Origin of the sequence: Curtobacterium sp. TC1, assembly GCF_019844075.1 — a bacterium.
GTDB lineage: Bacteria > Actinomycetota > Actinomycetes > Actinomycetales > Microbacteriaceae > Curtobacterium.
In genome coordinates this window covers 2,610,906-2,625,176 of sequence record NZ_CP081964.1, presented here as the reverse complement: position 1 = coordinate 2,625,176, position 14,271 = coordinate 2,610,906, and the positions used below count along the sequence as shown (strand labels likewise).

Here is a 14,271-nt window from a genome sequence, read left to right as displayed (position 1 = left end):
GGGCCGGCGCCGCCGTGCGCCGGGTCGTCACCAGTGGCGGTAGCGGTCCGGCGCCAGGTCCCACGGGTCCTTGCCGATCAGCTCACCGACGGCACGGAACACGGCCGTCTCGATGATGATCCGCCGGTCGGCGTCGTCCTTCTCGGGGCTGCGGTTCACGCGCTCGACGGGGATCCGGAACACGGTGACCCTGCGGGTGTCGCGGTCGATCCGCCACCGGGGCATCGCATCGGGCAGCGTCGCGTCGGTCGGCATGTCGGCCACCTGGAACACCACGCCCGCCAGTTCGTCCGGCCACAGGCCGATCAGGTAGTGGGCGCTGTCGCCGACGATGCGGTCGAACGCCTCGGCGCGGGTGGTGATCGGCGCGAGCTCGGGACCGGTCACGCTCGACCGCCCGCCGCGTCCGTGCCGGGACCGTCCTCGACCGCGGTCGACCGGGGTGACGAGGCGGGGCTTGCGACGCATCCCCACATCGTACGCGTGCCGCCGTCGCTCCCGGTCGCTCCGGTGGCCCGTGCGCGCTCCGCTAGGCTCCCTGACGACATGGACGTGAGGATCTGCAGCAAGGTCGCGTGCGCCGCGAGCGCTTCGGCGACCCTGACGTACGACTACGGCGACTCCATGGTCGTGGTCGGGCCGCTCTCGACGCGGGTCGAACCGCACGGCTACGACCTCTGCGCCCGGCACGCCGCCGGTCTGCGCGTCCCGCGTGGCTGGCAGGTGGTGCGGCGCGAGCCGCTGCAGCGCGAGGCCGACTGACGGCTCGCCCTGCGCGACGCATCGGCGGTGGTGGCAGGGGAGGCCCGTGGGACGTGACCGACGTCGGCTGGGGACCCGTGCCTCCCGGCATGGAAGACTGATGGGCATGCCCACCGAAGCCCAGACCGCAGCACCGTACCGCGTCGCCGACCTCTCGCTCGCCGAGGCGGGCCGCCACCAGATCCGCCTCGCCGAGAACGAGATGCCGGGCCTGATGGCCCTGCGCGAGGAGTTCGGTGCGTCGCAGCCGTTGGCCGGCGCGCGCATCGCCGGATCGCTGCACATGACGGTGCAGACCGCCGTCCTGATCGAGACGCTCGTCGCCCTCGGCGCGCAGGTGCGCTGGGCGAGCTGCAACATCTTCTCCACGCAGGACGAAGCCGCCGCGGCCGTCGCGGTCGGGCCGACCGGCACGCCGGACACACCAGCAGGCGTCCCCGTGTTCGCGTGGAAGGGCGAGACGCTCGAGGAGTACTGGTGGTGCACCAGCCGCATCTTCGACTGGACCGCCGAGGCCGCCGCCGTCGGAGCGGACTGGGCCGGTCCGAACCTGATCCTGGACGACGGCGGTGACGCCACCATGCTCGTGCACACCGGTGCCGACGCCGAAGCCGCTGGTGCTGCTCCCGTCGCCGGTGCCGACGCGAGCGCCGAGTGGAAGATCGTCCTCGACACCGTCGACGCGTCGCTCGAGACGTCGTCGGACCGCTGGACCCGCATCGCCGCGGACATCGAGGGCGTCACCGAGGAGACCACCACGGGCGTGCACCGCCTGTACGAGCTGTCGCGGAACGGGCAGCTGCGGTTCCCGGCGATCAACGTCAACGACTCCGTCACGAAGTCGAAGTTCGACAACAAGTACGGCATCCGCCACTCGCTGCCCGACGGCCTGAACCGGGCGACCGACGTCCTGATGGGCGGCAAGGTCGCGTTCGTCGTCGGCTACGGCGACGTCGGCAAGGGGGCGGCCGAGGCGCTGCGCGGCCAGGGCGCCCGCGTCATCGTCAGCGAGGTCGACCCGATCTGCGCGCTGCAGGCCGCGATGGACGGCTACCAGGTGGCGCGACTGGCCGACGTCGTCGACACCGTCGACATGGTCATCACCTGCACGGGCAACCTCGGCGTCGTGGGCGTCGACGAGATGCTCGGGCTGAAGCACCTGGCCATCGTCGCCAACGTCGGGCACTTCGACAACGAGATCGACATGGCCGGCCTCGAGTCCCTGCCCGGTGCGGAGAAGGTCGAGATCAAGCCGCAGGTGCACGAGTGGCGCCTGCCGACCGGTCGGTCGATCCTGGTGCTGTCCGAAGGGCGGCTCATGAACCTCGGCAACGCCACCGGGCACCCGTCGTTCGTGATGAGCAACTCGTTCACGAACCAGGTCCTGGCGCAGATCGAGCTGCACACCCGTCGTGACGAGTACCCGACCGGGGTCTACGTGCTGCCGAAGCACCTGGACGAGAAGGTCGCGCGCCTGCACCTGGGCGCCCTCGGGGTGGAGCTGACGGAGCTGCGTCCCGAGCAGGCGGCGTACATCGGCGTCCCGGTCGAGGGACCGTTCAAGCCGGAGCACTACCGCTACTGAGCGGTCGCGCCAGCGCCAGCGCCGCGCCTCAGCGCGGGAAGCCCGGCGGCCGCGCCGACGCCGACGCCCCCGCCGCGGTGAGCACCGCGACGCGGGAGCGCAGCGCCTGCACGTCCCGCCCGCGCCGCAGCACGACGACACCGGCGAGGAACACCTCGGCGGGGACCGGCGGCACCGGGTGGGCGAAGGCCGCGACGTCCGCGGCCAGCGCGCGGGCGGCGGACTCCCGGAGCTCGGGGCGCATGACGGCGGCTCCGCGGAAGAACGCACCGAGCCGGTTCTCGAGCCGCTGCGGCAGCGCCGAGACGTCAGCGACCGTCGCCCAGGCCGCGAGCTCCGGCGGCAGCACCACCTGGGGGTCGCGCTGCTTCGGCAGCCGCTCGTGCTGCACGACGGTGCCGGCGAGCAGGTCCCCGAGTCGCCGTGGACGACTGCCGAACAGTGCGACGAGCAGCGCCACCGACCCGAACGTCATCCACAGTTCGAACAGTCCGACGAGTGCGCGGGTGAACGCGTGCCGGAACCCGATGGCACCGCCGTCGACGCGGACGACCCGGGTGCCGACCGCGTACCGCCCGACGCTGCGGCCCCGGGTCACCGTCTCGACGGCGGCCGGCACGAGCACGAGCACGGCGACGAACAGGGTGATGCTCAGCGCGGCGCCCCACGCGTCGTCGACGCCGCTCGGCCAGAGCCGGGACACCCCGAACGCCAGGAGCAGGTACAGGACGAGCAGGCACACCCCGTCGAGGAGGGCCGACGCCAACCGCAGCACGAGTCCGGCGGGCTGCACGTCGAGCGCGACCGCCTCGCCGACCACGAGCTCGTCGGCGGTCTCGTCGAGGGCGAGCGAGAACCGGGCATCGGCGAGGTCGCGCGGCGTGCGGGGCTTCGACATGGGATCATTCTGTCGGAAGTCGGCCGACACGAGGGGGAACACGTGGACCTGGACGCCTACGCCGAGGTGCACCGCGACCGGTGGCAGGAACTCGACCGCCTCGCGCGCGCCCGGCACACCACCGGTGCCGACGTCGACGAGCTCGTCTCCGGCTACCAGGCCGCCGCGACGGACCTGGCCCGCATCCGCGGTGCGGCGCCCCGCACGGCGACCGGGGACCGGTTGTCCCTCACGCTGTACCGCGCCCGTCTGCGCTTCACCGGCACCCCGGTCGACCCGCTCACCGCGGTCGCCCTGTTCTTCACGCGGCAACTGCCCGCTGCGCTGTACCGGATCCGCTGGGTGACGATCTGGGTGGCGCTGGCGACGGTGGCGATCGGCGCGATCGTGGCCGTGTGGATCACGACGACGCCGGGGGCGACGGCGACCTTCGGCACGCCGGAGGCGCTCCGCCGGTACGCCACGCAGGACTTCGTCGACTACTACTCCGACCACGGCCTCGGCGCGTTCACGGCGCAGGTGTGGACGAACAACGCGTACATCGCGGCGACCATGGTCGCGTTCGGGATCACGGGCGTCTTCGTGCCGTTCTCGATCATGCAGAACGCCGTCGGGCTCGGGGTGTCCGCCGCGATCATGCACTCGCAGGGTCGCCTGGCCGACTTCTTCCTCTACATCGCCCCGCACGGTCAGCTCGAGCTGTACTCGGTCTTCCTCGCCGGCGGGGCGGGCCTGATGATCTTCTGGTCCTGGGTGGCGCCGGGTCCGCACCGCACCCGCGCGCAGGCCCTCGCCGAGGACGGCCGAGCGCTGATCACGATCGCGGTCGGCTTGACGCTGACCCTGCTGCTCTCCGGCCTGGTCGAGGGCGTCGTCACCCGCCAGGACTGGCCGTGGCCGTTCAAGATCGGCATCGGGACGGTCGCGCTCGCCGCGGTCCTCGCGTACCAGTGGGTGCTCGGCGGTCGTGCGTACCGCGCCGGGGAGCGAGGCGACCTCGACGAGTTCGAGCGGGGCACGTCCGCGCTGGTCGCCGGGTAGCGGCGGGTCGGGTCAGAGCCGGCCCGTGGCCTTCGCGCGCAGGTAGGCGTCCGCCACGAGCGGCGGGACGTCCTCCGGTGCGCCGCGGACCACCTCGGCGCCGGCCCGTCGTGCGACGTCGGCGACGCCGTCGGCATCGAGCAGCGTGCGTTCGGCGGCGGCCCGTCGGTACACGTCGCGCTCCGCGCCGGTGTGGGCCCACGCTGGCCGGTACCCGGAGCCCGCGGAGCCTGCGGAGCGGGGTTCGGGCCGAGCCCGCGGGGAGAGGCCCGGCACGCGTCCGCCCCGCGCCGTGCGGATCGTCGTGGCCGGGTCCACCCCGCCGCGTGCGGTCCGCTGCACCGCCGGGTCCTCGATGCTCGTCACCACGACGGCGTGCCGCCGGGTGAGCCGGGGCAGCACCGCCAGCAGGTCACCGGAGGCACCGACCGAGTCGAGGCTCGACGCCAGGACGACGAGCGCTCGCGACGTCGTGATCGAGTCGACGAGCGCCGGCACCGCGGACCAGTCGGTCGCGGCGAGTCCGGGTTCCGCCATCGCGAGGGCCTCGCCGAACCGCTGGACGACGTCGGTGCGCGTGGCACCGTGCACGCGGTCGTGGACGCTGTCGTCGAGGACCGCCAGGTCGACCCGGTCGCCGGCGGCCGCAGCCAGGGCGCCGAGGAGCAGTGCGGACTCGATGAAGGTGTCGAGGCGTGGTTCGTCCGCGACCCTGCCGGCTCCGGCACGTCCGGCGTCGACGACGACCACGACCCGGCGGTCGCGCTCGGGGCGCCAGGTGCGGACCACGAGGTCCTGCCGTCGGGCGGTCGCCCGCCAGTCGATCGAGCGGACGTCGTCGCCCCGGACGTAGTCGCGCAGTGAGTCGAACTCGGTGCCGTGGCCGCGGAGCTGCAGGGTGGTCTCGCCGTCGAGCTCGCGCAACCGGGCCAACCGCGACGGCAGGTGCCGTCGCGAGCGGAACGGCGGGGTCACGACCAGTTCACCCGGAGCCGCCACCACCCGCTGTCGAGCGGCGAGACCGAGCGGACCGAAGGCCCGGACCGCGACGCCGGCGGTGCGTCGGCGTCCGCGGCGGAACGGGGTGAACCGCATCCGTGCCGTCCGTCGTTCACCCGCGGGGACCGTCATCCGGATCCGGCGCGGCCGGTGCCCGGCGGAGGGTTCCCACATGTCGCGGACGATGCCCCGGAGCACGCGCCCGCCGTCGTTCGCGAGGACGAGCGTGCCGTCGGCGGTGCTGTCGCGCCGGGCCAGTCGCGGCATGCGCCGTTCGACGCGCACGCGTGTCAGGTCGGCGGCGAGCAGGACGTCGAGGGCGGCGGCGATCAGCACGACCACGACCCACGCCAGACCGGCCCACCCGCTGGCGAGCAGCACGGTGGGCACGATCGCGACGGCGAGCAGCGCGACGAACCGGCCGGAGACCGCCACTAGATCGGCACCCGCACCTGCTCGAGCACCTGCTGGAGCACCCCGTCGGCGCCGACGCCCTCGAGCTCGGCGTCGGCGGCCACCCGGAGCCGGTGCCGCCAGACCGGCAGGGTCATCGCCTGCACGTGGTCGGGCGTGATGGCGTCGTAGCCGGTGAGCCACGCCCAGGCCTTCGCCGCGGCGAGCAGGGCCGTCGCACCGCGCGGGCTGACCCCGACCCGGACGGACGGTGCCTGGCGGGTGGCGCGGGCGAGGTCGACGATGTACGCCAGCACGTCGTCGCGGGCACCGACGGCACGGACGGCGCGCTGCGCGGCGAGGACCTCGTCGACGCCGACCACGGGGGTGATGCCGGCCGACCGGACGTCTCGCGGCACGAAGCCGTCGGCGTGCCGGCGGAGGACCTGCCACTCCACGTCGCGCGGCGGGATGTCGAGCGTCAGCTTCATCAGGAAGCGGTCGAGCTGCGCTTCGGGGAGCGTGTACGTGCCCTCGAACTCGATCGGGTTCATCGTCGCGGCCACGAAGAACGGGTCGGGCAGCAGCCGGGCGTCGCCGTCCACGCTGACCTGGCGCTCCTCCATGGCCTCGAGCAGGGCGGACTGGGTCTTCGGGGGCGTGCGGTTCACCTCGTCGGCGAGCAGCACGTTGGTGAAGACGGGGCCCTCGCGGAACGGGAACGTCCCGGTGGAGGCGTCGTACACGAGCGATCCGGTGACGTCGCCGGGCATCAGGTCCGGCGTGAACTGGATCCGCTTGGTGTCGAGGGACATCGCGGCGGCCAGGCTGCGGACGAGCAGGGTCTTGGCGACACCGGGAACGCCCTCGAGCAGCACGTGCCCCTGCGCCAGGAGTCCGACGATCATGCCGGACACCGCGCCCTCCTGTCCGACGACGGCCTTGGCGACCTCGGCCCGGACGCGCCCGAAGGCGTCGCGCAGGCCGGCGTCGCCCGGGACGGGGTCCTGCCGGGGTCGGTCGTGCTGGTCGGGGGCTGCTGGCAGGTCGGTCACGGTCGTGCTCCTGGTCGGTCGTGGTCGGTGCTGGGACGGTCGCCCGAGGCGGATCGTCGGACGGCCCGTTCGAGGTCGTCGAGTGCCCTCGTGCCCTCGACGAGGGTGCTGTCGTCGGTGGTCGGACCGCCGACGAGGACGGCGCCGACGCGGTCGTGGGGGATGCCGGTCGCGCGGGCTGCGGCGCGGACGACGTCGTCGACGTGCGCGGAGCGGGGGAGTCCGAGCAGCCGACCGATCCGGCGCACCGCGGCGACGCGGAGGGTGTCCAGCGCATGGGTGCGGTCGTGGGTGCGGGCGTACATCCGGGCGCGGCCCTCGGTGGTCTCGGCGGCGCGGACCACGACGGGCATCCGTTCGACGACGAGCGGCCCGAGGCGGCGGCCGCGCCACACCGCGGCGGCGACGGCGACCAGGGCGAGCAGCGCGATGCCGCTCGGCACCCACGGCGGCGCGAGCTCGCCGAGCGTCGGGGCCGCGTCGGGTGCGCCGACGGTCGGCGTGTACCAGGTGAGGCGGTCGTCAGCGCCGAGCAGCCCGAGGGCGAGCGCGGCGTTCCCGGCGGTCGTGATCGTGTCGTTGCGGAGGGCCGACGTGGTGCCGACCAGGGTGACGTCACCGCCGGGCGTCGCCGCGCGGACGAGTCCCCAGGCCCGGTCGTCGCCGTTGCCGGTCGGCGCACACCGGTCCGCGTCGGGGTCGTCCACCGTGTAGCCGTACCCGTCGGTGGACACCCGCGCTGCCGAGGCCGCGGCCGGGATCGCACAGGACTCGGTCGACACGGTGCCGCCGACCCCGGGCACCGTCGCCGTCGTGACGTCGAGCCCGAAGGACGTGAACGGCGTGGAGTCGACACCCACCAGGACCACGTGCTCCGCGGTCCGGGCGATGCGCTCGGCGACCGCGGGGTCGAGGACCCCGTCGGAGTCGTCGACGAACACCGTGCCGCCGTCGATCCCGTCCGCACGGTCGGTGACCCGGACGGAGGTGCCCCGCTGCTCCAGGACACGGACCAGCGCAGCCGATCCGCTCGCCGTGGTGGACGTCGGGTCGAGCGGCCGGCGGTCCGGGCCCTCGGCACCCTGCACCACGGCGGTGAGCACGGCGAGCACGAGTCCGACGACCACGATCGCGGCCCAGAAGCCGAACCGGAACCGGCGACCCTCGGGCTGCTCCGGTGCCGGTGCGCCCGAGCGCGGCGTGGCGGTGGCGGTGGCGGTGCTGGTGCTCATGCCGGCACCACCGGCCCCGCGGACCTGGCCGGACGGGCCTGGCGCACGGCGTGCTCGGTGTCGAGGACCCGCCGGGCGGTGGCCTCGTCGGCGTCGAGCCCGAGGTAGCGGACGGCGTCGAAGGCCGTGGCGGCGCCGTCGAGCGCGGCGGCTTCGGCGGGGAACGGGACGGCTGCGCGGGCGGCGATGGTCCGGGCGGTGGCACCGGGGACGTCGGGGACGAGATCGCGCTCGCCGAGGCCGCGGGCGGTCGCACGGAAGCCGTCGAGGACCGCGGCCGACCAGTCGCCCCGGCGGATCGCGGACCGGGCGGCGTCGAGCAGTTCCCGGGCGGACCGGAGGTCGTCGTCGTCGAACACCCCGCCGGTGTCGTCCGTGCCGCTGCGTGCGCGACGTCGGGGGAGTCCGCGGGCGACGACCACGAGCACCACGACGGCGACGAGCACCACGACCGCGATCACCAGGGCGGTGCGGGCTGCGACGGGGGAGTCGAGTCCGTCGGCGCGGAGCGACCCGAGCCAGTCCAGGAACGTCCGTGACGCGCGGTCCCACCAGGTCACGTGGGCGCCGTCGTAGGCGGGCCGATCGAGTTCGCGTTCGAGCAGGCGGCGGGCCTCGTCGGGGTCGACCGCGGTCATGCGGTCCCGTCCGGCGGACGGTGCTGTCCCTGCTGCTGCTGCTGCGGGTGGTGCGGCCACGGTTGCTGTTGTCCGGGCCAGGGCTGCTGCGCCTGCTGTTGTCCGGGCCACTGCTGCGGCTGCTGCTGGGCCCACGGCTGCTGCTGGGCCCAGGGCTGCTGCTGCCCGGCCCACTGCTGCTGCGGCCACGGCGGTCGGACGACCGGTGCCGACGGCGCGAACGGGTCGGCCGGCTGCCCGGTGTCCAGGTGCGACGCGATGCGCTGGTCGAGGGCCTCGGTCCGGATCCTGCGGTCGATGGTCAGGAAGGTGACGACCGCCGCGCTCAGCACGTCGGTGATGCACTGCACGGCGATCGCGAGCAGGCTGCCGATGACGATCAGGACGAGGGCGCCGCCACCGATCCCCGATGACGCGTCGGTCTGCCCGAGCGGGTCGAACACCCCGCCGACGAGCACGGCCCCGATGGTGAGCGGCGCCGAGGCGATCGACGCCGCGACGCCGAACATGACCTGCACGAGCAGGAGGATGCCGAAGGTCCGCCAGAACGCACCGCGGGTCAGCCGCCACGACTGCGCGGCGGCGGCGAACACCGGTCGGCCCTCGAGCGCGATGGTCGGCACCGTGAAGGCGAAGCGGATGCCGAGCCAGGTCAGGACCACGCCGAGGCCGAGGACCATCAGGAAGACGGCGAGCACGAACCACCCGGCGCTGGCGTCCCCGGCGCCGAGCGCCGCGAAGAACGCGACGAAGACCACCACGACGACGATGCCGACGACGAGACCCGCGCCGATCTGCACGAACATCCACCCGACGACCGGCCACCGCCGCCCGGCGAGCAACGCCCAGAGGCCCCGGAACGTCGCACGGCGGCCGAGCACGCGCTGTCCGGTGTCCGCGGCGACGGGGGCGACGAGGAACCCGCGCCCGAGGTACGCCAGGAACGGCAGGCCGATCGTCAGCAGGATCCACAGCGTCACCGAGCCCGCGACGATCGTGTCGCCACCACCGTTGCCGTCGAACGCGGTCATCATCCGCGACTGCAGCGCCTGCTGGCCGAAGGTGCTGACGAGGGTGGAGAGCAGCCCGAGCACGCCGCTGAGCAGCACGCTCCAGAGCAGCAGGACGCGGGCGTTCCTGCGGAAGACCGTGAACGCGCCGCTGAGGACGTCACCCAGCCCGAGCGGGCGGAGGGGGATCACCGGACGCGAGCCGGACGGCTGTCGGTCGCCGGGCGGTCGACCCGGCCCCGGGGCGGGCGGTCGTGGCGCGGAGGAGTGGGGCGGGCCTCCCGGCTGCTCGTACCCCTGCCACGGACCCTGCTGTCCCGCACCCTGCCGTCCACCGCCCGGCGTCTGCCAATCGGACATGACCTCGGCCCCCTTCGTCGTGTCGGTCCGCGCTGCGACGCGCGGTCCACGTCCATCCTGGCGGAAAACGCCGCGTGACGGGGCCTCGGCTATCGTGTGGGGACACGTGCCGACCCGGCACCACCCGCACGCCACACGGAGTCCACATCACATGACACCGCGCATCCTCGTCGTCGACGACGACCAGGCCCTCGCCGAGATGATCGGCATCGTCCTCCGCTCGGAGGGCTACGAACCCGAGTTCAGCGCCGACGGCAACGACGCCGTCGACGCGTTCCACAGCACGAAGCCCGACCTCGTCCTGCTCGACGTGATGCTCCCGGGCATCGACGGCATCGAGGTCTGCAAGCGCATCCGCGCCGAGAGCGGCACGCCGATCATCATGCTCACCGCCAAGAGCGACACCGCCGACGTCGTCCTCGGCCTCGAGAACGGTGCCGACGACTACGTCGTCAAGCCGTTCAACCCCAAGGAGCTCGTCGCCCGCATCCGCACCCGGCTCCGACCGAGCGCCACCGACGCCACGGTGCTGCACGTCGGCGACGTGACCGTCGACGTCGCCGGGCACGAGGTGCGCCGCGGCGACACGGTCATCGCGCTCACCCCGCTCGAGTTCGACCTGCTCCGCGCGCTCGCCGAGAAGCCGAACCAGGTCTTCACCCGCGAGATGCTCCTCGAGCAGGTCTGGGGCTACCACTACAAGGCCGACACCCGCCTGGTGAACGTGCACGTGCAGCGCCTGCGCGCGAAGATCGAGCACGACCCCGACAACCCGAAGACCGTCACCACGGTCCGCGGCGTCGGGTACCGCGCCGGAGGAGCCTGACCACCGTGCCGCCCGCCCCGCCCGCCGGCACCGGTCCCGGCACGGCATCCGGTGCCGCCCCCGGCGCGGCCACCGTGTCGATCGGCGTGGTCGGCCGCGGTCGGCGACGGATGCGGCGCTGGGTCCGTCGTGGCTGGCGGCCCGTCGCGTACGTGTGGCGACGGTCCCTGATGTTCCGCTCGGTCGCCATCACCGTGATGACGACCGGACTGGCCGTCGGGATCATCGGCACCGCCGTCATGGTGAGCATCTCGACGAACGTCTACTCGCAGCGCCGCGACCAGATCGAGTCGGAGTCGGCCCGGGCGACCATCGTCGCGCAGGGGATCTTCGACGCCGCCACCGCTGCCGAGGACAACAACCAGTCCGAGCTCGAGACGCTGCAGAACGAGGCGCAGCAGGCGATCCTGTCGAACACGACCAGCCCCGGCGGCACGAGCATCGCGATCGAGCGGAGCCCGGACCAGTCCACGCCGCAGACGCTGCAGACCATCGCGAGCCAGGACTTCCCGGACGCCGTGATCACCGACGCCCTGCGCAAGGAGGTCGGCGCGAACACCGGCAAGCTCAGTCTGCAGCCCGTGCAGCTCGACGACGACGGCCGCCGCGTCCCCGGGCTGGCCGTCGGCTCCACGCTGCAGATCCCGAGCGCCGGCCAGTACGAGCTGTACCTGGTCTACGACCTGTCCGACGCGCAGCAGACCCTGGACTTCGTGTCGCAGACGCTCTCGATCGGCGGCGTCGCGCTCATGGTGCTCATCGCCCTGGTGACCTCGCTCGTCGTCCGGCTGGTCGTGGTCCCGATCCGCGAGGCAGCGGAGACGAGCCGCAAGATCGCCGCCGGCCGTCTGGACGAACGCATCCCGGTGCGCGGCCAGGACGACCTGGCGACCCTCGCGCGCAGCTTCAACGGCATGGCTGAGGCGGTCAGCCGACAGATCACACAGCTCGCCGAGCTCTCCCGCGTGCAGCAGCGCTTCGTGTCCGACGTGTCCCACGAGCTGCGCACCCCGCTCACCACGATCCGGCTCGCCGGCGACATGCTCTTCGACTCGCGGCACGCGTTCGAGCCGTCGGTCGGTCGCTCGGCCGAACTCCTGCACGCGCAGGTGGAACGGTTCGAGTTGCTGCTCGCCGACCTGCTCGAGATCTCCCGCTACGACGCCCAGGCCGTCCAGCTCGACACCGAGCCGTCGGTGCCCGCGGCGCTCGCCGCGGACATCGTCGAGGAGTTCCGCCCCCTCGCCGAACGGGCCGGCATCGACCTGCAGCTCGCCACCCCGGGCGGCCACACCACGATGCGACTCGACGCCAAGCGGGTCCGCCGCATCCTGCGCAACCTGGTCGGCAACGCGATCGAGCACGGTGACGCCAAGCCCGTCCAGGTCGTCGTCGACAGCGACGCCCGCACGGTCGCCATCGCCGTGCGCGACCAGGGCGTCGGCATGCCGCCGGAGGACGCCGCCCGGGTGTTCGACCGGTTCTGGCGGGCCGACCCGAGCCGCAAGCGCACCATCGGCGGCACCGGTCTCGGGCTCGCGATCAGCCTGGGCGACGCGAAGCTGCACGGTGGTCGGATCGACGTGTGGTCCCGCCCCGGCCACGGGTCGACGTTCGTGCTCACCCTGCCCCGCAACGAACAGGGCACCGCCGCGACGTCGGCGATCCCGCTGCCCGAGCTCGACGAGTCGTACGACGGCCCCCGCGCCGTGCGAGAGGAGTCCTGATGCGCCCCCGTCTCCGTCCCCGCCTCCGGCACGTCGTCGCCGCGGCACTGGCCGCCGTCGGCGTGCTGGCGCTCACCGCCTGCGCCGCCATCCCCGTCGACGGCGCCGTCCGCACCGGGCAGACGATCAAGGACGAGTCGCTCTCCGGCGTCGACTTCCGGCCGGACAAGCCGATCACCGGCTCCGACCAGACGGCGATCCTGCGCGGGTTCATCGCGGCGGCGACCGGCGCGCAGGACAACTACGCGATCGCCCGGCAGTTCCTGGCCTCGGACTTCTCGCAGCAGTGGAACCCGCGTCAGGGCGTCACGATCCGCGACGGCAGCGGCACCGTCGAACGCGCCGACGACCGCGAGCTGACGTACACGCTCACCGCGAGCGCCACCGTCGACTCCGAGGGGGAGTACACGCAGGCGGTCCGCCCGACCTCGTCCACGCTGACGTTCCAGTTCACCCGCGAGGACGGCGAGTGGCGCATCGCCTACGCGCCGGACGGCATCATCCTGTCCCCGGTCAGCTTCGACTCGGTCTTCCAGCAGCACGCCCTGTACTTCTACGACCCGACGTTCCGGTTCCTCGTGCCCGACGAGCGCTGGTTCCTCGCCCGTTCCTCCACGAGCACCCGCATCGCCAGCGCGCTGCTCGCCGGCCCCGCCGACTGGCTGAAGGGCGCCGTGGTCTCGTCGTTCCCGGAGGGCACCCAGCTCTCCCTGAACGCCGTCACGATCGACAGCGGCACCGCGCTCGTCGACCTGTCCAGCGATGCCCTGGGCGCCAGTACCGTCGACCGCGTCCGGATGCGCGAGCAGCTGAGCAAGTCGCTCGCCTCCGTCGCCACGATCTCGTCGGTGTCGATGACCATCGAGGGCGCGAGCCTGTCCGTCCCCGACTCGAGCGGGGCGAACGCGCAGCAGAACCCGGACGTCGACCCCCGGCCCCTCGTCGACGAGGACGGCGTCGTCGGCTACGCGGCCACGGGCACCGGCAAGGTCGCGAAGCTCGGCGGCGGCGTCGGCGACACCGTGGCCGACCTCGACCCGACGTCGATCGCGTTGTCCGCCTCCGGCACCACGGCCGCCGTCGGCAACCGTGACGGCGTCGTCGTCGTGCGCGGCGACGACCACCTGCGCGTCGACGCGCGCGAGGACCTGGTCGCCCCCTCGATCGACGACCTCGGGTTCGTCTGGGTCGGCCAGTCGTCGAACACCCGCCGGATCACCGCGTACGGCCTCGGCGGCGACCCGCACCAGGTCGCGACGTCGTTGCCGCGCGGCGAGCTCGTGTCGTTCCAGGTGTCCCGCGACTCCACCCGGGCACTCGCCCTGATCCAGACCGCCGACGGCCCCGGCCTGTACGTCATGGCGGTCATCCGCGGGTCCGACCGGTCCCCGACGTCGTTCGGTGCAGCCGTCCGCGTGCAGGCGGCCACCGGCGACGCGGTGGGGGCGACGTGGGTGAACGACACCGACGTGGCCTCGGTCGGGCAGACCACGGCCGGGCCGAACGTGGTGCGGACCACCATCGGCGGACAGTCGAGCACCCTGCCGAAGCCGGACGGCCGCGCGACGTCGATCAGCGGTGGGAGCGGCGGTGCACTGCTCCTCCGGATGTCGAGCGGGTCGGTGCTGCAGTCCACCGGCGGCGGCTGGGACACGACCGGCGTCACCGCCGACGTGCTCGGCGTCCAGCGCTGACGACGCGGTCTCCCCTCCACACCCACCCCGGCCGGGAGGCCCGTCCACCGT

13 protein-coding genes are annotated in these 14,271 nt (G+C 73.5%); 6 read left to right on the top strand and 7 right to left on the bottom strand.

Annotated features, from left to right (window positions below; genetic code table 11):
• Positions 1 to 27 precede the first annotated feature (27 nt).
• Positions 28 to 468, bottom strand: a complete 441-nt coding sequence (locus KZI27_RS13435; protein ID WP_111085978.1) for a metallopeptidase family protein — start codon at positions 466 to 468, stop codon at positions 28 to 30.
• Positions 469 to 546: 78 nt separating this feature from the next.
• Here KZI27_RS13435 and KZI27_RS13430 point away from each other — a divergent pair, with 78 nt between their 5' ends.
• Entirely contained in the window at positions 547 to 762 is a 216-nt protein-coding gene (locus KZI27_RS13430) for a DUF3499 family protein (protein ID WP_123313702.1), read from the top strand.
• 106 nt (positions 763 to 868) lie between these two features.
• Positions 869 to 2,347, top strand: a complete 1,479-nt coding sequence (ahcY, locus tag KZI27_RS13425) for an adenosylhomocysteinase (protein WP_222657996.1) — start codon at positions 869 to 871, stop codon at positions 2,345 to 2,347.
• Between the two features lie 28 nt (positions 2,348 to 2,375).
• Here the strand turns inward: ahcY and KZI27_RS13420 are convergent, their stop codons facing one another.
• On the bottom strand, positions 2,376 to 3,245 hold the full coding sequence (locus KZI27_RS13420; RefSeq protein ID WP_222657995.1) for an RDD family protein: 870 nt from the start codon (positions 3,243 to 3,245) through the stop codon (positions 2,376 to 2,378).
• A gap of 42 nt (positions 3,246 to 3,287) precedes the next feature.
• Here KZI27_RS13420 and KZI27_RS13415 point away from each other — a divergent pair, with 42 nt between their 5' ends.
• Entirely contained in the window at positions 3,288 to 4,286 is a 999-nt protein-coding gene (locus KZI27_RS13415) for a stage II sporulation protein M (RefSeq protein WP_222657994.1), read from the top strand.
• Positions 4,287 to 4,298: 12 nt separating this feature from the next.
• Here KZI27_RS13415 and KZI27_RS13410 read toward each other — a convergent pair whose 3' ends face one another.
• Genes KZI27_RS13410 through KZI27_RS13390 form a run of 5 tightly spaced genes read right to left on the bottom strand, consistent with a single transcriptional unit; the run spans position 4,299 to position 9,805 of the window.
• A complete protein-coding gene (locus KZI27_RS13410; protein ID WP_222657993.1) occupies positions 4,299 to 5,720 on the bottom strand; it encodes a DUF58 domain-containing protein in 1,422 nt (473 codons plus the stop codon).
• Positions 5,720 to 6,724 (bottom strand): AAA family ATPase, encoded by a 1,005-nt coding sequence (locus KZI27_RS13405; RefSeq protein ID WP_410004035.1) that lies wholly within the window; start codon positions 6,722 to 6,724, stop codon positions 5,720 to 5,722. The genes KZI27_RS13410 and KZI27_RS13405 overlap by 1 nt, the downstream gene beginning before the upstream one ends.
• Positions 6,725 to 6,729: 5 nt before the next feature.
• The gene (locus tag KZI27_RS13400; RefSeq protein ID WP_222657992.1) at positions 6,730 to 7,965 is read right to left on the bottom strand and encodes a DUF4350 domain-containing protein; all 1,236 of its coding nucleotides are present in this window, start codon (positions 7,963 to 7,965) and stop codon (positions 6,730 to 6,732) included.
• The gene (locus KZI27_RS13395) at positions 7,962 to 8,603 is read right to left on the bottom strand and encodes a DUF4129 domain-containing protein (RefSeq protein WP_222657991.1); all 642 of its coding nucleotides are present in this window, start codon (positions 8,601 to 8,603) and stop codon (positions 7,962 to 7,964) included. Before KZI27_RS13395 ends, KZI27_RS13400 begins: the two co-directional genes overlap by 4 nt.
• Positions 8,600 to 9,805 (bottom strand): glycerophosphoryl diester phosphodiesterase membrane domain-containing protein, encoded by a 1,206-nt coding sequence (locus KZI27_RS13390; RefSeq protein WP_222657990.1) that lies wholly within the window; start codon positions 9,803 to 9,805, stop codon positions 8,600 to 8,602. Before KZI27_RS13390 ends, KZI27_RS13395 begins: the two co-directional genes overlap by 4 nt.
• A 319-nt stretch (positions 9,806 to 10,124) precedes the next feature.
• On the opposite strand from KZI27_RS13390, the gene mtrA reads away from it, so the two are divergent.
• The 3 genes from mtrA to KZI27_RS13375 are packed head-to-tail and all read left to right on the top strand — an operon-like array spanning position 10,125 to position 14,220.
• Entirely contained in the window at positions 10,125 to 10,799 is a 675-nt protein-coding gene (mtrA, locus tag KZI27_RS13385; protein ID WP_123292246.1) for an MtrAB system response regulator MtrA, read from the top strand.
• Between the two features lie 5 nt (positions 10,800 to 10,804).
• Positions 10,805 to 12,526: an MtrAB system histidine kinase MtrB gene (gene mtrB, locus KZI27_RS13380; protein ID WP_260233125.1), complete on the top strand. Its 1,722-nt coding sequence runs from the start codon at positions 10,805 to 10,807 to the stop codon at positions 12,524 to 12,526.
• The gene (locus KZI27_RS13375; protein WP_222657989.1) at positions 12,526 to 14,220 is read left to right on the top strand and encodes a GerMN domain-containing protein; all 1,695 of its coding nucleotides are present in this window, start codon (positions 12,526 to 12,528) and stop codon (positions 14,218 to 14,220) included. Before mtrB ends, KZI27_RS13375 begins: the two co-directional genes overlap by 1 nt.
• Positions 14,221 to 14,271: the final 51 nt, after the last annotated feature.

Coding starts and splice junctions, on each gene's coding strand:
- KZI27_RS13395 (WP_222657991.1), bottom strand. CDS start 8,603: ATGACCGCGGTCGACCCCGACGAGGCCCGCCGCCTGCTCGAACGCGAA.
- KZI27_RS13420 (WP_222657995.1), bottom strand. CDS start 3,245: ATGTCGAAGCCCCGCACGCCGCGCGACCTCGCCGATGCCCGGTTCTCG.
- KZI27_RS13400 (WP_222657992.1), bottom strand. CDS start 7,965: ATGAGCACCAGCACCGCCACCGCCACCGCCACGCCGCGCTCGGGCGCA.
- KZI27_RS13375 (WP_222657989.1), top strand. CDS start 12,526: ATGCGCCCCCGTCTCCGTCCCCGCCTCCGGCACGTCGTCGCCGCGGCA.
- KZI27_RS13430 (WP_123313702.1), top strand. CDS start 547: ATGGACGTGAGGATCTGCAGCAAGGTCGCGTGCGCCGCGAGCGCTTCG.
- ahcY (WP_222657996.1), top strand. CDS start 869: ATGCCCACCGAAGCCCAGACCGCAGCACCGTACCGCGTCGCCGACCTC.
- KZI27_RS13435 (WP_111085978.1), bottom strand. CDS start 468: ATGCGTCGCAAGCCCCGCCTCGTCACCCCGGTCGACCGCGGTCGAGGA.
- mtrA (WP_123292246.1), top strand. CDS start 10,125: ATGACACCGCGCATCCTCGTCGTCGACGACGACCAGGCCCTCGCCGAG.